At 40.6% G+C, this 18,933-nt stretch carries 12 protein-coding genes; 10 read left to right on the forward strand and 2 right to left on the reverse strand.

Translation table 11 applies throughout. The features are described 5' to 3' along the window. Nucleotides 1–29 precede the first annotated feature (29 nt). The 8 genes from galK (at nucleotide 30) to ACDG22_RS14470 (ending at nucleotide 10,215) form a co-directional block, all read left to right on the forward strand. Nucleotides 30–1,184, forward strand: coding sequence for a galactokinase (gene galK, locus ACDG22_RS14435; protein ID WP_007570835.1), 1,155 nt, complete (start codon nucleotides 30–32; stop codon nucleotides 1,182–1,184). Between the two features lie 283 nt (nucleotides 1,185–1,467). Beyond that, the gene (locus ACDG22_RS14440) at nucleotides 1,468–2,958 is read left to right on the forward strand and encodes a capsule assembly Wzi family protein (protein ID WP_302559864.1); all 1,491 of its coding nucleotides are present in this window, start codon (nucleotides 1,468–1,470) and stop codon (nucleotides 2,956–2,958) included. A gap of 34 nt (nucleotides 2,959–2,992) precedes the next feature. Next, entirely contained in the window at nucleotides 2,993–3,472 is a 480-nt protein-coding gene (locus ACDG22_RS14445; protein WP_270212852.1) for a lipocalin-like domain-containing protein, read from the forward strand. Between the two features lie 62 nt (nucleotides 3,473–3,534). Then, nucleotides 3,535–5,547 carry a transketolase family protein gene (locus ACDG22_RS14450; RefSeq protein ID WP_007570838.1) on the forward strand — a complete coding sequence of 671 codons (2,013 nt, stop codon included), beginning with the start codon at nucleotides 3,535–3,537 and terminating at the stop codon, nucleotides 5,545–5,547. Further along, nucleotides 5,547–5,981: a ribose 5-phosphate isomerase B gene (rpiB, locus tag ACDG22_RS14455; RefSeq protein WP_007570839.1), complete on the forward strand. Its 435-nt coding sequence runs from the start codon at nucleotides 5,547–5,549 to the stop codon at nucleotides 5,979–5,981. The genes ACDG22_RS14450 and rpiB overlap by 1 nt, the downstream gene beginning before the upstream one ends. A 214-nt stretch (nucleotides 5,982–6,195) precedes the next feature. Next, the gene (locus tag ACDG22_RS14460) at nucleotides 6,196–7,251 is read left to right on the forward strand and encodes a DUF4468 domain-containing protein (protein WP_270230807.1); all 1,056 of its coding nucleotides are present in this window, start codon (nucleotides 6,196–6,198) and stop codon (nucleotides 7,249–7,251) included. A gap of 82 nt (nucleotides 7,252–7,333) precedes the next feature. Further along, on the forward strand, nucleotides 7,334–8,686 hold the full coding sequence (locus ACDG22_RS14465; protein ID WP_370859012.1) for a glycoside hydrolase family 28 protein: 1,353 nt from the start codon (nucleotides 7,334–7,336) through the stop codon (nucleotides 8,684–8,686). Nucleotides 8,687–8,694: 8 nt separating this feature from the next. Continuing rightward, on the forward strand, nucleotides 8,695–10,215 hold the full coding sequence (locus ACDG22_RS14470) for a rhamnogalacturonan acetylesterase (protein ID WP_270669206.1): 1,521 nt from the start codon (nucleotides 8,695–8,697) through the stop codon (nucleotides 10,213–10,215). A gap of 223 nt (nucleotides 10,216–10,438) precedes the next feature. On the opposite strand, the gene ACDG22_RS14475 is transcribed toward ACDG22_RS14470, so the two are convergent. Continuing rightward, nucleotides 10,439–13,543 (reverse strand): glycoside hydrolase family 2 TIM barrel-domain containing protein, encoded by a 3,105-nt coding sequence (locus ACDG22_RS14475; protein WP_270212790.1) that lies wholly within the window; start codon nucleotides 13,541–13,543, stop codon nucleotides 10,439–10,441. Between the two features lie 177 nt (nucleotides 13,544–13,720). On the opposite strand from ACDG22_RS14475, the gene ACDG22_RS14480 reads away from it, so the two are divergent. Together ACDG22_RS14480 and ACDG22_RS14485 are read left to right on the forward strand one after the other, a co-directional pair. Further along, entirely contained in the window at nucleotides 13,721–14,884 is a 1,164-nt protein-coding gene (locus ACDG22_RS14480) for an IS4 family transposase (protein WP_007564783.1), read from the forward strand. A gap of 292 nt (nucleotides 14,885–15,176) precedes the next feature. Beyond that, nucleotides 15,177–16,394 carry a transposase gene (locus ACDG22_RS14485; RefSeq protein ID WP_370858943.1) on the forward strand — a complete coding sequence of 406 codons (1,218 nt, stop codon included), beginning with the start codon at nucleotides 15,177–15,179 and terminating at the stop codon, nucleotides 16,392–16,394. Nucleotides 16,395–16,499: 105 nt separating this feature from the next. On the opposite strand, the gene ACDG22_RS14490 is transcribed toward ACDG22_RS14485, so the two are convergent. Further along, complete coding sequence (locus tag ACDG22_RS14490) at nucleotides 16,500–18,794, reverse strand: bifunctional dihydroorotate dehydrogenase B NAD binding subunit/NADPH-dependent glutamate synthase (RefSeq protein ID WP_007568360.1); 2,295 nt, start codon at nucleotides 18,792–18,794, stop codon at nucleotides 16,500–16,502. Nucleotides 18,795–18,933: the final 139 nt, after the last annotated feature.

The raw sequence follows: 18,933 nt of genomic DNA on the forward strand, positions 1-18,933 counted from the left end.
CAATATTAACCTTTTAAGCTTTTACCACTATGGATATAGAATTTGTAAGAAGCCGTTTCATCAAGCATTTCGATGGTACAACCGGAAGTATTTATGCATCACCCGGACGCATCAACCTGATAGGAGAACACACAGACTATAATGGAGGATTTGTTTTCCCGGGAGCTGTAGACAAAGGTATTATGGCAGAAATTAAACCAAACGGCACCAATAAAGTATGTGCTTACTCTATTGACCTGAAAGACTATGTAGAATTTGGTTTGAATGAAGAAGATGCACCTAAAGCTAGCTGGGCACGTTATATTTTTGGCGTATGCCGCGAAATGATAAAGAGAGGAGTAGATGTAAAAGGTTTCAATACAGCATTTGCAGGCGATGTTCCTCTGGGAGCTGGTATGTCTTCTTCTGCTGCACTCGAATCTACTTTTGCCTTTGCTCTGAATGATTTATTCGGCGACAACAAAATAGATAAATTTGAACTTGCGAAAGTAGGTCAGGCTACAGAACACAACTACTGCGGAGTAAACTGCGGAATTATGGACCAGTTTGCATCTGTATTCGGTAAAGAAGGCAGCTTGATGCGTCTTGACTGTCGTTCATTGGAATATCAATATTTCCCATTCCGTCCGGAAGGCTATCGTCTGGTTTTGGTTGATTCTGTTGTTAAGCACGAACTTGCCTCATCAGCTTACAACAAACGCCGCCAGAGTTGCGAAAACGTAGTAGCTGCACTAAAGAAAAAATATCCGAACGTTGAATTCTTGCGTGACGCTACTCTCGAAATGCTTGCAGAGGTAAAAGCAGAAGTAAGCGAAGAAGATTATAAACGAGCAGAATATGTAATCGAAGAAATTCAGCGCGTACTTGATGTATGCGAAGCTCTTGAACGCAATGATTATGAAACCGTAGGTCAGAAAATGTATGAAACTCACCACGGTATGAGTAAATTGTATGAAGTAAGCTGCGAAGAACTGGATTTCTTGAACGATGTAGCATTCGATTGTGGTGTAACAGGCTCTCGCGTTATGGGAGGTGGTTTCGGAGGTTGTACTATCAACTTGGTGAAAAATGAACTTTACGAAACATTCATCATCACAGCCAAAGAACGCTTCAAAGAAAAATTCGGCCGCAGCCCTAAAGTATATGATGTAGTAATCAGCAATGGAGCTCGCAAAATCTGCTAATGAATTATTCGAGTAATCTTTTACGCAGAATAGAATTTTATTAAATCTTATACGAAGACTTTTATTCGTAGATAGAGTCAAGAAATCTCCTCCACGTATCAAACATGGAGGAGATTTTATTTATACTCATATCAAATTTTACACTCAGTACAACAATAGCCTATAGTTGTTTGTTCTTAATAATAACGCTTCTGTTAGTTTCAAACAGCCCAGCAAATCCCGTGTTTGGTTTACTGACAGAAAAGTTTTAACTTTGCATTCACATTTATCAAATCAATTATCAATGACTTACAAATGTATCAGTACATGGCTTGCGATGTTATGTCTGGGTGGAACTATGCATGCACAGACAGCAGACTCCATACTAACCTATCGGGTGGAAGCAAGCGGAAATGTATCAAATGGCACGTATGCCCCATTGTGGCTAACCTCAAACCGTTACGGACTTTCAAGTGTAGAACCTAATAGCGGCTATGTCCGTGCAGGAATAAATTTTGATAAAGAATTACGCCATAACTGGCAGATACAGGCAGGACTGGATGTAGCAGCGACAGCTAATCAGACAGCTGATTTTGTTATTCAGCAAGCTTTTGCTGATTTCTCATGGAAATTTCTCCGACTAAGTGTTGGAAGCAAAGAACGTCTGGGATTTCCTCTGACAAAGAATGAACGCCTGAGTAGTGGTATGATGGTAGAAGGCGCCAATGCACGCCCAGTACCTCAAGTCCGTGGAGAAATAGCAGAATATGTAGCTATTCCCGGAACCAAAGGATGGCTCTCGCTGAAAGGACATTTAGCATACGGAATGTTTACCGATAACGGATGGCAGGAAAGTTTCGTGTCAGCAGGAAACACCTATGGTAAAAATATTTATTATCATAGCAAGTCCCTGATGTTCCGAATCGGTAACCGAAAAAAACTTCCTGCTGAATTTGAGTTTGGTCTACTCATGGCAACCCAATTTGCAGGCGACCAGCTAAAAAAGAAGAGTGACGGTACAAGTGAGCTGATTACCGACATGCCTGATGGTTTAAAGAGTTTTTTCAAAGCTTTTGTTCCAATGAGCGGTGGAAGTGATACACCTTGGGGAGATCAGGTAAATGTAGAAGGCAATCATCTGGGTAGCTGGAACTTTGCTATAAACTATTATTTGAAAGACTGGAAGTTTCGTGCCTATCTGGAACATTTCTTCGATGACCACTCACAAATGTTCTGGCAATATGGACGCTGGAAAGACGGACAGATAGGCATAGAAATTACATTGCCAAAGAACCGGTGGGTAAGTTCTATATTATGGGAAGGTATGTCTACAAAAGATCAGACCGGACCAATTTTATATGACTCATTTGCAGGCAGTTTAGGTTATCAAATCAGTGCAGGAGACAATTATTACAATAATTACTGCTATCAAGCATGGCAGCACTGGGGACAAGGTATGGGAAACCCTCTCCTACCCGGACCTATATATAATAAAGATGGGAAAATAACCTTTAAAAGCAACCGAGTACGAGCAAATCATCTAGGCATAGAAGGTAATCCGAGTGACGAATGGAATTATCGCATTTTAGTTTCTTTTGCCCGCCACTGGGGAACTTACAGTACTCCTCTTGACAAGCAACGAAAACAGTTCAGTTCACTGTATGAAGTAACGTACAGCCCTCAGTGGGCAAAAGGATGGAGTACATCAGTCAGCATGGGACTGGACCGCGGTAATTACCTCGGCAACTCTACCGGAGGAATGCTTAGCATAAAGAAAACAGGAAGCATATTATAAAGTCGAAGAATAATATTCATTTATATATAGAACAATGAAAAGTATATTTTATATAACTATACTACTGCTTTGCATAACATTTAGCGGATGCCAAAAAGAGCCGATAGACCGAAATATAGAAGGCATGTGGAGGCTGGAACAGTTCACTACACACGAAGACGGCGTCGTCCATAAAGACTGTCAACGAATGTTTTTCAGCATCCAGCTATGGGTCGTAGAAGTAGCAGAAAAGCAATGTACACATAGCTATGGTACATTCATTGGCAGATTTTCTTACGAAAACAACAAACAAAAAGTTGTAATGAAAGACTTTGTACATCGCTACTCTACAGGAGATGACGGTATACGAGTAGGAATAGATAAAAACGAAAAGGGTGAAATCATATATCCGATAAGCAAACTTCAGCCGTATGGCATAAATAGTCTGGAAACGACATTCAATGTCATAAAAGCAGATGGCAAGCATCTTACCCTTGAATCAGATTACGCAACCCTTGAGTTTACCAGCTTTTAAAAATAAAAATAGTTACATTTTAAAGAATATTACTATCTTTGCATAAACTAACATATCCAATAATGAAAAACGATAAAGAACTAATGAACCGTGCAGCCGACAACATTCGTATTTTGGCTGCTTCTATGGTAGAAAAAGCTAATTCCGGTCATCCGGGTGGCGCAATGGGTGGTGCAGACTTTGTAAATGTACTGTTTTCTGAATTTCTCGTTTATGATCCCGAAAATCCACGTTGGGAAGGTCGCGACCGTTTCTTCCTCGATCCGGGACATATGTCACCAATGCTATACTCAGTATTGGCCCTGAGCGGAAAATTCACATTAGAAGAACTGGCTCAATTCCGTCAATGGGGAAGCCCTACTCCTGGACATCCAGAAGTAGATATTATGCGTGGCATTGAAAACACTTCTGGCCCATTGGGACAAGGTCATACATTTGCTGTTGGTGCAGCCATTGCAGCTAAATTCTTGAAAGCACGTTTGGGAGATGTAATGAATCAGACAATCTATGCTTATATCTCAGACGGCGGTATACAGGAAGAAATCTCTCAAGGAGCCGGACGTTTAGCCGGACACCTGGGACTTGATAATCTTATCATGTTCTACGACTCAAATGATATCCAACTTTCTACCGAATGTAATGCTGTTACAGACGAAGACGTAGCAAAAAAATACGAAGCATGGGGATGGAAAGTTTTTACTATCAACGGAAATGATGCCGATGAAATCCGTGAAGCATTGACAGCAGCAAAAGCTGTAAAAGATCAGCCGACTTTGATCATCGGTAAGACCGTAATGGGTAAAGGCGCTTTGAAAGCAGACAAATCAAGCTATGAACGCAATTGTGCAACTCATGGTGCTCCATTAGGAGGTGACGCTTATATCAATACAATCAACAATTTAGGAGGAGATCCTGAAAACCCATTCCAAATATTCCCTGAAGTGGCAGAATTGTATGCTGCTCGTCGCGAAGAACTTAAAGCTATCGTAGCAGAACGCTATGCAGCAAAAACAGAATGGGCAAAAGCACATCCTGAACTGGCTGCCAAAATGGAATTCTGGTTCTCAAATCAGGCTCCAAAGATAAACTGGGAAGCTATCGAACAAAAGGCTGGTGCTGCAACACGTGCTGCTTCGGCTACCGTTTTGGGAGTATTGGCTACTCAGGTAGAAAATATGATAGTAGCTTCGGCTGACCTTTCAAACTCAGACAAGACTGATGGTTTCTTAAAGAAAACACATGCCTTTACGAAAGGTGACTTTACCGGTGCTTTCTTGCAGGCTGGTGTAGCTGAATTGACTATGGCTTGTTGCTGTATCGGTATGGCACTGCATGGAGGTGTAATCCCTGCTTGTGGAACCTTCTTTGTATTCTCTGATTATATGAAACCAGCAGTACGTATGGCTGCTTTGATGGAAATGCCTGTGAAGTTCATCTGGACTCACGATGCATTCCGTGTAGGTGAGGACGGTCCTACTCACGAACCAGTAGAACAAGAAGCTCAAATTCGTCTGATGGAAAAACTGAAGAACCATAAAGGACACAATTCTATGTTGGTTCTCCGCCCTGCTGATGTTGAAGAAACAACTCAAGCATGGAAACTGGCAATGGAAAATACAGCAACTCCTACTGCATTGATTTTCTCTCGCCAGAATATTGCAAATCTTCCTGCAGGTACAGACTATACTCAAACAGCAAAAGGTGCTTATATCGTAGCTGGTGCAGATGAAAATCAAGATGTAATATTAGTAGCTTCAGGTTCAGAAGTATCTACACTGGTAGCTGGTGCTGAATTGTTGCGCAAAGACGGAGTAAAACTTCGTATTGTTTCTGTTCCTTCAGAAGGTCTGTTCCGCAGCCAAAGCAAAGAATATCAGGAAAGTATTATCCCAACAGGTGCAAAGGTATTCGGATTAACAGCCGGATTGCCTGTAAACTTGCAAGGATTAGTAGGACACAACGGTAAGGTTTGGGGACTGGAATCATTCGGCTTCTCTGCTCCTTACAAAGTTTTGGACGAAAAACTGGGATTCACTGCAGAAAATGTATACAACCAAGTAAAAGCAATGTTATAATGAAAGTAATAGGACTAGCTTCTGACCATGCCGGATTTGAACTAAAACAATATGTTAAGCAATGGCTGGAAGCAAAAGGCTGGGAGTACAAAGATTTCGGAACATATAGTACCGACAGTTGTGATTATCCGGATTTCGCTCATCCTCTGGCTCTTGCAGTAGAAGCTGGAGAGTGTTATCCAGGTATAGCCATTTGTGGAAGTGGAGAAGGCATAGGAATGACCTTGAACAAACATCAAGGTATCCGCGCTGCACTTTGCTGGATTCCAGAAATTGCACATCTGGCTCGCCAGCACAATGATGCAAATGTACTCGTTATGCCAGGACGTTTTATCAACACAGAAATGGCTGATAAAATCATGTCAGAATTCTTCACTACAGACTTTGAAGGTGGACGCCATCAAGCAAGAATTGACAAAATTCCAGTAAAATAAATATTTCTTTTAAATAAAAGGAATTAAATATATATTCACTATAGTTCATACAATGCTTTAAATTAGAACCTATTTCTAAGCATGTATGAATTGTAGTGAATATTTTTTATTTATCAGCCATTTCTTTTTTTTAGCAGGTATCTCTTGTCTTCCTATATTTTTTATCTGTATATTTGCTTACAGTAAAAATTAGAAAAACAAATAGAGATTTACCATGAAAAAAATTTTATTTATCCTACTGATGTGTTTGCCGATAATTAGTATGGCAAAAGATAAAAAAGATAATTCCAACCCGAAATATCTGACAGGAGCCGTTACAACAATCGATGGCAGAGTAGCTTTTACCAAAGAAATCAATGCTCCTGGATTATCAAAAACAGACATTTTCAATCAAATGCTAGACTGGGCAAAAGGTCGTTTCAAACCCGATGGTAAGTTGTATAGCCATGTTTCATATTCAAATGAAGAAGAAGGAGTTATAGCCGCATCCGCAGAAGAATACATTATATTTTCTTCTTCAGCCTTATCCCTTGACCGCACACGTATTTACTACCAGCTTTTAATTAATACAAAAGACGGTAAATGTGATTTGATGATGACCCGCATCCGCTATTGGTACGACGAAGCAAGAGACGGTGGAGAAAAATATTCAGCTGAAGAATGGATTACAGATGATATGGCTCTGAACAAAAAGAAGACCAAACTGGTCCCTATTTGTGGTAAGTTCAGACGAGAAACTATCGATCTAAAAGATGAATTATTCCAGTCGGCAGCTTCTGCATTAGGACAAAAATTCTTAGATACTACTCCAGAAGCAGCTCCACAAAGTGTTCCGATGCAGAAATTACAGCCTGCAATAAAAATAAACGCATCTGCCGAACTGAAAGAGGTTGGACTGGAACAGTTACCAAGCAATTTAAACGAAATAGCAGCGCTAGGACGTATCACTCTGACAGCTTCAAATGGTGAAGAAATTGAGATTAAAGCAGACAACTGGAGTGGTTTCGGAAAAATGTTCAATAAGAACGTATCTTACCTGCTGATAGATCAAAGTCGTATTGCTGCTACAGCATTGATGGAACAAAGTGACACCTATAAAATCTCATTCTATACAGATGACAACAGCAAGGCCAGCGTTGTAATAGAATGCAAAAAAGCAATGTCACAAAAGATGACTGCTGAAGAGCTGAAATCGCTGAACCAGAATGCAGATACATCAAAACAATATACGATGTACATCGGTGAAGTAACCAAAACACTGATGAGATAAAAAGAAACATTCAGACACAATAACACACGACACTATGAAACTACACAAACGCTTGAAACTGGCGATTATTTTATTAATCGCCATGCTTCCGTATATGGCATACGCTAATGATAGTATACGGATAGCAAAACGTGACTCAATTTTATCAGAAATTACAGGAGCCCAAATGCCTCAAAAGAGTTTGAAAATCCTTTCTTTTGGGGCAAAAGGCGATGGAAAGAAAGACTGCAAGCCAGCTTTCGATAAAGCAATGAAGCGTGCCTCTCAAATGGGAGGGGCACGCATTATTGTTCCAAGCGGTGAATACTTACTAAACGGACCAATCCATTTCGTTAGTAATGTTTGCCTTGAATTACAAGAAGGTGCAACTCTGAAATTCTCACCAGACCCTCATTACTACTTACCCGTCGTAAAAACAAGTTGGGAAGGTACTTTTCTGCAAAATTACAGCCCCTTCATTTACGGTTACCAGCTCAAGAATATCTCTATCACCGGTAAAGGCACAATAGACGGAAATGCCGGTACAACTTTTGCTACATGGAAAAGCCAACAGAAGAAAGGCCAGCAATTAAGCCGAGATATGAATCACAAGGAAGTTTCCATAGAAGAACGTAATTTTGGTGAAGGATTCTACCTCCGCCCGCAGCTAATACAGTTTTTCGACTGCAAGAATATCACGATAGAAGGAGTATTCATCACTAACGCACCCTTCTGGTGTATTCACTTGCTGAAATCAGAAAATATTATTTGCCGAAATATCCGTTATGACGCCAAACTTGTAAACAATGATGGTATAGATCCTGAGTATACACGTAATCTTTTGATAGAAAATATTGAATTCAACAATGGCGATGACAACGTAGCCATAAAATGTGGACGTGATAACGACGGATGGAACACAAACAGACCTTCAGAAAATATCATCATACGTAACTGTAAGTTTAAAGGACTGCACGGCGTAGTATTAGGCAGTGAAATGTCATCCGGAGTGCAAAATATATTTATCGAAAATTGCACATATGGAGGTTACTGCAAACGAGGTATCTACATGAAAACCAATCCTGACCGTGGAGGATTTCTACGTAACATCTATGTAAACAATTGCCAGTTTGGTGAAGTGGAAGATTTATTCTACGTTACTTCGATGTATGCAGGAGAAGGAATGGACAACAACCATTACTCTGAAGTATGCAATATCTACGTAAAAGATATCAGTTGTAAAAAAGCATCGGCGGCAGCTATTGTCTTGCAGGGTACCCTTGCCAAACCTATTCATCATGTAACATTCGAAAATGTAAATGTAGATAAAGCAGGAATAGGACTAAGTTTCTCGAATACAGAAACAATCAGCATTAAGAATTGTAACCTAGGCGGGTATGTAGGAATACCCTCAACTGCTAGTCAGAAAGATAACTTATTCAACAAAGACAAATAAAACACGCAATGAAAAGAAAATACTGGAGTCTGGGAGCATTATGGCTATATAGTACCATTTTACTTTCAGCACAAGAAGTACGAGTACACACCATTGGTGACTCAACAATGGCCGATTATGTAGAAAATACAACCCGTACACGCGGATGGGGAGAAATGTTTCAGGAATTTTTCTATCCAGAAGTAGAAGTAATTAATTACGCCCGGGGAGGACGCAGTTCACGTTCATTCTATCAGGAAGGAAGATGGGAGAAGGTAAAGAACAATCTTCGTAAAGGCGACTATGTCTTGATTCAGTTTGCACATAATGATGAAAAGGAAGGAGGAAAGGACGGTGCAGACGGAAGAGGTACTGCTCCATGGACTACCTATAAATCTTATTTGGAAAAATATGTGGATGAAACCCGTTCGTTGGGAGGTAAACCGATATTCGTGACTCCCATTGTAAGAAGATATTTCCAGAAGGACGGAACAATCAGCCCGAAAGGATGCCACGATCTGAGTATCGCTCCCGATGACTCTACATTAAATTATGTACGAGTAATGAAGTATGTAGCACAAGAACGGCACGTTCCAGTCGTAGACATGACAGCATCAACGAAAGCCTTTGTGGAACAATTAGGAGAAACAGCTACGGTAAAACAGATATATGTTCCCACTGACGGAACACATACACAAGCTACCGGAGCTGCATGCTACGCAGAACTTGCGGCAGAAGGTTTGAGAGAAAAAGATATCCTAAAAAAATATATACGTACCAATGTTCCTTTAATATTGAACCCTACCCTGATTAATTTTGATACGATATATGCAGGTGACAAAGCCACGAGATGCTTTGACCTGACTGGACTACATTTATCTCCCCAGCAGGGTACATTAAAAGTGAAAGCTCCAGAGGGTATGACGTTAACGGATTCTCCAGAATCAAAGGACGAAAAGAATGAACTCGTACTCACTTACACCAACGGAAAACTGTGGAACAAATGTTTTTACCTGCATTACACTCCTCGAAAAGCTAATACAGTCTCCGATTATGTGACAATCAGTTATGGGGACAATTGCCGTAAACTTCCGGTACAGGCTGTATGCAAAGAAGTAACAAACAGTCAAAATATCACAATACAGGGGAAAGTTACCGGAATGAAAGGAATTACTTTCAATGAGGGAAAATATACAATAACAGGAGCAAACTGGCCAGCAGATATTGATGAAGCTGCCAACCGGTATGTAGAAATCATAATAGAGAGCAAAGACAAGACTTTGCTTGTCAAACAAGTGTCTTTCATGTTAGATGGAGATATCTGTTATCGGGCAGCCTATGCAAGAGGAAAAGACTTTTATCCACGTACAGATATTGGAGAAGCCCAACGTCCGGTAGCAGTCAAACATAAAATAGTACTTCCGATACAAGCAACCCTCCAGCCGCATAAACAGCTGCATGTCCGACTCTTTCCATGGAGTCTGAAAGCAACAGATAACTTGTATTTCAATATTCAGGAATGTATTTTTGAGGCTACAGAAATTCAATAAAATTACTTCTTGCAAACATACATTTGTTTATAATCAGCCGAAAAAATAATTGTTTATCTGTTATCTTACCCAGCAAGACTTACAATAAACACCATCGGCACTCGGAATACCTAATATATTTATAGACAGGAACAAATAGTAAAGGGGAAATTTGAAAATGTTATCAGGTATTTTCAAATTTCCCCTTGCCTTTTACTTCAGTTAAAAGATCGCTCTACTTTATTTATCTATAAGAATGATAAACAGGAGTCATGATAAAGCTAAATTCATAATCACCATAAGGCAGCAGATATTGTGGCTCTGGAATTGCTCCCCAACTATCTACACAACCCAGTCCCATCTGAGCTTTATCTATCAATACATTGGTTAAATCAGCCTTTTCTACTTCATTAGAGTGTTCCTGCTTCTTCTCCCATCCAGAATCAAGAGATTCAATAGTATAGTGTAAAGCAGATGCTGAGAATGGAGCTTCAGCAACAAACATCAGTCCGTTTCCAGCAACATTCAGTTGTTTCCACCAGCGTATATCCGATTTCGTTCCATTTTCTTGCGGACGAATATAAGCATAGAACTGTTCGTCTACCGACTGATTATATATACCAAGATCAGTAGAAGTCTTACGATCTGCATAATTTTCAACCGGACCACGTCCATAATACGAAATCTTTTCAAAAGAAGCAGGCATTACCATCTGCATACCAAAACGGAACATGTTGGCCACTTTCGCGCTCTTATCTGCGGTCATTTTCTGAGTCACCTTAACAGCACCTTTATTGTTGATAGCATACGTTAAAGCCAACTTAGCCGAAACCTGTTTCATTTCATATTCAGCAGAAACAACAGCTATGCCATCGACCATTTCAGCCTTTAAAGACACTAATTTGATTCCAGGATTATTCCATGCTGCATACTTCTGCTGCAAACCTGCTCCAAAATCATTATCGGTCGGAGCACGCCAGAAGTTCGGAGTCATAGCTTCTCCTTCTTTTATCATCTCCAAGCCATTTACTTCATATTTATCCATATATCCGCTCTGCTTATTGAACTGGATATTGAAGTTTTCTCCCTTTACAACTATACGGTTTACATTTTCATCTTTTATCTGCGGAACTACTACAGCTACGTTCTTCTCCTCTACATTGGCAAGATCCATTGCAGGAGCCTTATAAGGATTCAGGGTCAACTGTGCCTTGGCAACTACATGACCAGCCGGAAGCAGTCCTTCGCGATTTTTCTGAACGTATTTTACATTCAGCAACCATTCTGCACACTTACAAGTTTTGCCCAGATCAAGTTTAACATTAGTAGTCTGACGTGGAGCTACTGACAAATTTTCAACGCGTCCACTACGAACCGCCTTACCATTTTTCAATACCTCCCATTCCAATGCATAAGCAGATAAATCACGGAAGAAGTTTTCATTATAAACTTTAATCTCACCTTTTGATAAATCACCAGCACTGGTCCAGATGTTCTGATAGAAATAGCCTACTTCATACATATGTGGATTAGGCTTACGGTCAGGGCTGATCAGACCGTTATCACAGAAATTGTTATCACTGGCATCGAAACGGTTGAAGTCACCACCATAAGCATAAATCATCTTACCGTCTTTTCCGGTCCAGCGGCATGACTGGTCAACAAAATCCCAAATAAAACCTCCCTGATACTTCGGATATTTGCGAATCAAATCCCAATACTCTTTAAAACCACCTTCAGAATTACCCATCGCATGAGCATACTCGCACTGAATCAACGGTTTTGGACTATCAGGATTCTTTGCATATTCCTCACAGTCTTTATATCTGTAATACATCGGACAATAAATATCCGTTTTTCCGTTAAGGCCTGCTCTTTCATACTGTACAGCCCGACTGGGATCTTCAGCCTTTACCCATTCGTAAGCAGCTTCAAAGTTAGGTCCGTAACCAGCTTCGTTACCCAAAGACCAGAAGATAATGCTTGGATGATTGAAACCACGCTGAACATTGCGCTGATTACGTTCTAAATGTGCTTTCTTGTATGAAGAAACTTTTGCCAGTGTTTTTTCTTCATACCCCATACCATGAGATTCCAGATTAGCCTCAGCTACTACATAAATACCATATTTATCACATAATTCATACCAGAAATTATCGTCCGGATAGTGACAAGTACGTACGGCATTGATATTAAACTGTTTCATGATCTGGATGTCCTGAATCATGCGTTCACGAGATACATAATATCCTCCGTCCGGATCCATTTCATGACGGTTTGCACCTTTAAAAAGTACAGGCTGTCCATTGACTAAAATTTGAGCATCCTTCAATTCTACTTTTCGGAATCCGACTTTCACAGGAACCACCTCACTTACTTCATTACCTTTTTTCAATGTAGCACGTAATGTATAGAGATAAGGAGTTTCTGCCGACCACTTATGAGGTGCATCAAGAGCAATGGTTGCAGACACTTTACCACTTCCTGCCACTTCCTTGGTTGCAACAACCTGATTCTGCGCATCAAGCAAATCCAGAGTCACTTTCGAACTGCCCTTCAACTTCAGCTCAACAGCCAAAGAACCGTTTTTATATTCGCTATCCAGATCGGGAGTTACACGAATATCATCTATACGGTTTTTATTTCTTGTATAAAGATAGCAGTCGCGGGCAACACCTGTATAACGGAAAAAATCCTGATCTTCCAAATAACTGCCGTCGCACCAGCGGAATACCTGAAAAGCAATTACATTCTTCTGCCCCGGCTTCAAATAAGAAGTAAGATCAAATTCAGCTTCCAGCTTACTATCTTCGCTATATCCGACATACTTTCCGTTTACCCACAGATACATATTCGAACTTACTGCACCAAAATGAGCTATGATATCTTTTCCTTTCCAGTCGGCAGGTACTACAATTTCACGACGGTAAGAACCTACATGATTGTTTTCTACCGGTACATAAGGAGGATTATTCGTAAACTGATTTCTCCATGCATAACCCACATTAAGATAAATAGGATCACCATAACCATTTAGTTCCCATACAGCCGGAACTTGTAAGTCATCCCATCCTTTATCATTAAAATCAACTTTCCAGAAGTCTGTAGGACGTGCATCGGCATTTTTTACCCAGAAAAATTTCCAGTTGCCGTTTAATGTCATGAAATTGTTAGAATGTTCCTTGATTGCCTGTGCTGCTGCATCCATACTTTCATAAGCAAAAAAGTTTGTATGCATCGGAGCACGATTGACAGCATTTACTTCCGGATCTTGCCATTCCTTGAAGGTCTGTGCCTGAGAAGAAAGTGCACAAGCTCCCAGGATGCCTAATAAAAGATGTTTTTTCATAATAAAATTAGGTACTCTTATATTAATAAAATTATATCAATACAAAAGTAGTCATTACTGTCCCGTAAAAGTGGATAAATAGTTCTTTGAAATAACTGAAATATAGCTTATTATACTCTATTTGTAAAGCGCGACGATTTGAAATTGTACCTTTGAAACCAAATCAAATGGCTTCAAATGAATCAAGACAAATATGTTTTCGCTCAATTGGTAGAGTTTTTGAACAACAATAAATTCAGAAGAATCGTGGACAAATACGATGGAAATCGTTACGTCAAACATTTCACTTGCTGGAACCAGCTTCTTGCTATGATGTTCGGACAGCTAAGCAATCGTGAGAGCCTACGCGACCTGATTGTTGCATTGGAAGCACATCAAGCCAAGTGTTATCATTTGGGATTGGGTCGTGAACCCTTGGCCAAAACCACACTTGCATCAGCTAACCAAAATAGGGATTACAGAATCTTTGAAGATTTTGCATTCTTCATGATGAAAGAAGCCAGTGATAAACGAGCTACTCATATTCTGGATATCGAAGGAAAGAAGTACGCTTTTGATTCAACCACCATTCCGTTATGTTTGGCAACATTTCCTTGGGCTAAATTTCGAAGTAAAAAAGGTGGAGTCAAGGCACATGTCCTTTATGACATTGAGGCTCAGGTTCCGGCTTTTTTTACAGTAACCACAGCTTCAAAACATGACTCAACAGCAATGTCTGCAATTCATTATGAACCAAATGCATACTATATTTTTGATAGAGCGTATGATTCGTTTAAGGAACTATATCGGATTCATCTTACTGGCTCTTTCTTTGTCGTAAGAGCCAAGTCGAATCTTAAATTTAAGTTCTGCAAATGGAAACGCAGACTACCAAAGAATATACTATCTGATGCTGAAGTGAAATTATCAGGATATACCTCTGAAAAGAAGTATCCGGAATCATTCAGGATTATCAGGTTCTATGATGAAGAAGATGATCGTGAATTTACCTTCCTGACAAATGCCAAACATATATCTGCACTTGATGTAGCTAATCTCTATAAAAAGAGATGGCTTGTAGAACTGTTCTTCAAATGGTTGAAGCAGCACCTTAAAATCAAAAGGTTCTGGGGCACCACAGAAAACGCAGTCCGTATTCAGATAAGTGTGGCTATTATCACTTATTGTTTGGTAGCTATTATCCAACATGATTTGCACTTAAGCCGTTCGACCTATGAGGTCCTACAGATTTTGAGCATTTCATTAACGGATAAAACACCTTTACAAGAGTTGTTCAATAAGACTAATTTCAATGATGTCAAAGAGCAATTAAATCCCCTTTTCCCGGGGTTGTTTGATTAATATTTAATTCGTCCCGATTTTAACGGGACACTAATGAAAAGTAGTGATTTTTAAATTATAAAAAAACAATACTTCGGTAAATTTTTACCGAAAGATTAAAAGTTAAACAACAGAACCGGCAAAAGCTGGTTCGGAAACACTAAAGAGGTCATTGAAATGTTGTCAAAAACGAATGGTTAAGCATGAAGAAATGTGCTGAAAAAAGAGAGCTAACCTGCTGATAATAAAGGAGGAAAGTATTGCATAATTCGTTATTTCTTAGTAAATTAGAAGTCTCTGAACTCTTCTGATTATGACTAAAGAAACACTCCTTATGCAATACCAATCCGAGTGCCTGTCGGCTCTCAAATCAGTAGCGAATATACACAAACCTTTTGAAAAAGCATTCATGGACACCATGAAATTATTCATGGCCATCCCGGATCGTATAAATTTCCTTCAATTGGGCAGATATGGCTGTTTCTCAGAACAGACTTATCGCAACCTTTTTGAGCATGAAACTTTCGACTGGTTTGCGTTCAACGGATCTATCATCAGCAAGTATCTCACAGGCAAAAGAAAAGCCATCGCCATCGATCCTTCCTATATTCCCAAATCAGGCAAGAAGACACCTTGGATAGGTTACTTCTGGTCCGGTTGTGCAGGAGAATACAAGCGTGGACTGGAAATCATGGGCATCGGTGTCATTGACATCGACAACCATGAATGCATGACTTTAGGTTCCATTCAGACGCCGGATTGTAAGACCTTGGATAATATGGACAAGAACCTTGTTGACTGGTACAGCTGCTATCTTATCAGCAGAAAAGACAAGCTGCAAAGCATATCCAAAACGGTGGTTGCAGACGCATTCTTTTCCAAGGAAACTTTCGTAACACCTATGTGTGAGAACGATTTCCATGTCATCAGCCGCTTTCGGAATGACGTAATCCTGTACTATCCGACATTGGAGCAGAAAACAGGAAAACGTGGTCATCCCAAGTGGTTTGACGGCAGGATTGACTTTGCCAATCTGGATTTGACCCGGTGCAAGGAATACGAGGTGAACAAAGGAAAGCTATACGGATTGAGGGTATATGCAAAAGCTCTCAAAAGGTATGTTTCCTTAGCCGTCTGGTATCCGATGGACGGGAGGACAGACAAGTGGCAGCTTTACTTCTCTACAGACGATTCCATGGATGGACGTGAGGTGCTGGATTATTACAGAACCAGGTTCCAACTGGAATTTTGCTTTAGAGATGGCAAGCAGCATGCAGGAATCACCAACTGCCAGTCAACCGACTTCAGGAAGTTGGATTTTCACTTCAATGCATCGCTCGCAGCTGTCAACTTGGCCAAAGCGGCATGTAAGAGGCTCGGAATAGCCTATTCCATATCCTCTTGCAAGTCTTTCATACACAATGCTTATATGCTTGAACGATTTATTTGCGTGTTTGGGATTAGCCCAGACCCGCAAGTTATTGACAAACTTTTCAAAGAACTCATTTTATTTACTGCCAGAGCCGCTTAGGCTTGGCGAATTTTTAACGAACTATTGAAAAAACAGGTCAGCCGGTTTATTACCAGCCAACCTGTTCTCTATAAGATTTATATACTAATATCAATTTTCTTCCGCTTACCCGCGCAACTGTTTATCCATTGCGGCAGCAGCACGGCGTCCGTCACCCATTGCCAGAATTACGGTAGCTCCACCGCGGACAATATCGCCTCCTGCGTAAATAGTAGGAATAGACGACTGCATATCATCATTTACAGCAATTGTTCCTTTTCGTCCTAATTCCAGTCCAGGAATCGAATTCGGGACAATCGGATTCGGAGATACTCCCACGCTGACGATAGCCATATCAATGTCTATTGTTTCTACAGCTCCAGGAATAGCAACAGGGCTGCGACGTCCTGAAGCATCCGGTTCACCCAATTCCATCTTCTGCAAAACAACTTGTTTTACACGTCCTTTTTCATCTGCTATATACTCTATCGGATTATGCAAAGTCAGGAATTCCACACCTTCCTCTTTGGCATGTTTTACTTCCTCCAGACGAGCCGGCATTTCTGCCTCCGAACGGCGATAAATAATCATTGCCTTTTCAGCTCCAAGGCGGCGAGCTGTACGTACAGAGTCCATAGCAGTATTACCACCACCGATAACAGCCACACGCTTGCCAAATGTTACCGGAGTATCAGAATCTTCACTAGCCGCATCCATCAGATTGACACGAGTCAGATATTCATTGGATGACATAATATTGATAGAATTTTCCCCCGGAATGTTCATGAAGTTTGGAAGTCCGGCACCAGATGCTACGAATACACCTTTATAGCCTTCCTGCTCCAATTCTTCCACGCTGATAGTCTTGCCGATGATACAGTCTTTGACAAACTGTACGCCCATCTTCGACAGGTTTTCTATTTCAACATCAACAATCTTGTTCGGCAAACGGAATTCAGGAATACCGTACTTCAGCACTCCACCAATTTCGTGCAAAGCTTCGAATACAGTTACATCGTAACCAAGTTTTGCCATATCTCCGGCAAATGAAAGTCCGGCAGGTCCGGAACCTACAACTGCAACTTTGATACCGTTCTTTTCAGCTATTTCAGGAACAGAAATCTGACCGCTTTCACGTTCATAATCGGCAGCAAAACGCTCCAGATAACCAATAGCTACTGCTTCGTGTCCCATCTTCAGGTGAATACACTTTGATTCACACTGCTTTTCCTGTGGACAAACACGACCACATACAGCAGGCAAAGCACTGGTCTGCTTCAAGACACGGGCAGCTTCGAGGAATTCACCACGCTCGATATTTTTAATGAATCCAGGTATATTGATACCGACCGGACAACCTTCCCTACACGATGGATTAGCACAATCCAGACAACGTTTAGCTTCTGTCAGTGCCTGTTCCTCATTCAAGCCTAAGTTTACTTCTTCTTTACGGCTGTGAGAACGGTACTCCGGATCGAGCTCATTCATTTTCACACGTGGAATGGCAGTACGTTCCTTCGGCTTCATTGCTTTACGTAACTCTGCACGCCACGGTGTATTACGGTCTTCAACAGCCTTCACAGCTTCACATGTATCAGGCTGTACAGCATCCAGTTTATGTATTTCTTCACGTTCAATATCCTTGAACGCTCCCATACGCTTCAACATTTCATCGAAATCCACCTGATGTCCGTCGAACTCAGGACCATCTACGCAAACGAATTTCGTCTTGCCACCCACAGTGATACGGCACGCTCCGCACATACCTGTACCATCTACCATGATTGTATTAAGCGAAACATCGGTAGGAATTTCGTATTTCTTGGTAAGCAGACAAACAAATTTCATCATGATAGCCGGACCAATGGCAAAACACTTATCTACCTTTTCACGCTTGATTACCTCTTCAATACCTTCGGTCACCAAACCTTTCTTGCCATACGAACCATCATCGGTCATAATAATTACTTCATCCGAACTTTCTCTCATTTCTTTTTCCAAAATGACCAGCTCCTTAGAGCGGCCCGCCAATACAGTAATGACACGGTTTCCAGCAGCCTTCAGAGCCTGAACAATAGGCAACATCGGAGCTACTCCTACTCCACCTCCAGCACAAACTACTGTTCCGAAGTTCTCGATGTGGGTTGCTTTACCCAACGGACCTACTACATCGGTAATATAATCACCCTCGTTCAGTTCACACAAACGAGTTGATGACAGACCGACCTCTTGTACGACCAACGTAATAGTTCCCTTTACAGGATCGGCTTCTGCAATGGTAAGAGGCATACGTTCACCTTTTTCACCTACACGTACAATCACAAAATGACCAGCCTTACGTGACTTAGCAATCAGGGGAGCTTCGATTACCAGCTTAAAAACCTTTTCTGAAAAATGTTCTTTTGAAATAATTTTATTCATTTCCTCGTACTATAAGTTAGTTATTTTTTGCAATTCATTATATTTTGCAAAGTTACCACTAAATAAAATAATACCAAAAGAAATCTTCAAAATCGCAATTTCCGTTGTATATTTTTGTCATACAACGTTCTTAATTCAA

Source organism: Phocaeicola coprocola (assembly GCF_041333015.1).
Taxonomy (GTDB): Bacteria; Bacteroidota; Bacteroidia; order Bacteroidales; family Bacteroidaceae; genus Phocaeicola; species Phocaeicola coprocola.

What these genes read in the sequence shown, in the direction of transcription:
- galK (WP_007570835.1), top strand. Translation starts at nt 30, where the DNA reads ATGGATATAGAATTTGTAAGAAGCCGTTTCATCAAGCATTTCGATGGT.
- ACDG22_RS14440 (WP_302559864.1), top strand. Translation starts at nt 1,468, where the DNA reads ATGACTTACAAATGTATCAGTACATGGCTTGCGATGTTATGTCTGGGT.
- ACDG22_RS14445 (WP_270212852.1), top strand. Translation starts at nt 2,993, where the DNA reads ATGAAAAGTATATTTTATATAACTATACTACTGCTTTGCATAACATTT.
- ACDG22_RS14450 (WP_007570838.1), top strand. Translation starts at nt 3,535, where the DNA reads ATGAAAAACGATAAAGAACTAATGAACCGTGCAGCCGACAACATTCGT.
- rpiB (WP_007570839.1), top strand. Translation starts at nt 5,547, where the DNA reads ATGAAAGTAATAGGACTAGCTTCTGACCATGCCGGATTTGAACTAAAA.
- ACDG22_RS14460 (WP_270230807.1), top strand. Translation starts at nt 6,196, where the DNA reads ATGAAAAAAATTTTATTTATCCTACTGATGTGTTTGCCGATAATTAGT.
- ACDG22_RS14465 (WP_370859012.1), top strand. Translation starts at nt 7,334, where the DNA reads ATGCTTCCGTATATGGCATACGCTAATGATAGTATACGGATAGCAAAA.
- ACDG22_RS14470 (WP_270669206.1), top strand. Translation starts at nt 8,695, where the DNA reads ATGAAAAGAAAATACTGGAGTCTGGGAGCATTATGGCTATATAGTACC.
- ACDG22_RS14475 (WP_270212790.1), bottom strand. Translation starts at nt 13,543, where the DNA reads ATGAAAAAACATCTTTTATTAGGCATCCTGGGAGCTTGTGCACTTTCT.
- ACDG22_RS14480 (WP_007564783.1), top strand. Translation starts at nt 13,721, where the DNA reads ATGAATCAAGACAAATATGTTTTCGCTCAATTGGTAGAGTTTTTGAAC.
- ACDG22_RS14485 (WP_370858943.1), top strand. Translation starts at nt 15,177, where the DNA reads ATGACTAAAGAAACACTCCTTATGCAATACCAATCCGAGTGCCTGTCG.
- ACDG22_RS14490 (WP_007568360.1), bottom strand. Translation starts at nt 18,794, where the DNA reads ATGAATAAAATTATTTCAAAAGAACATTTTTCAGAAAAGGTTTTTAAG.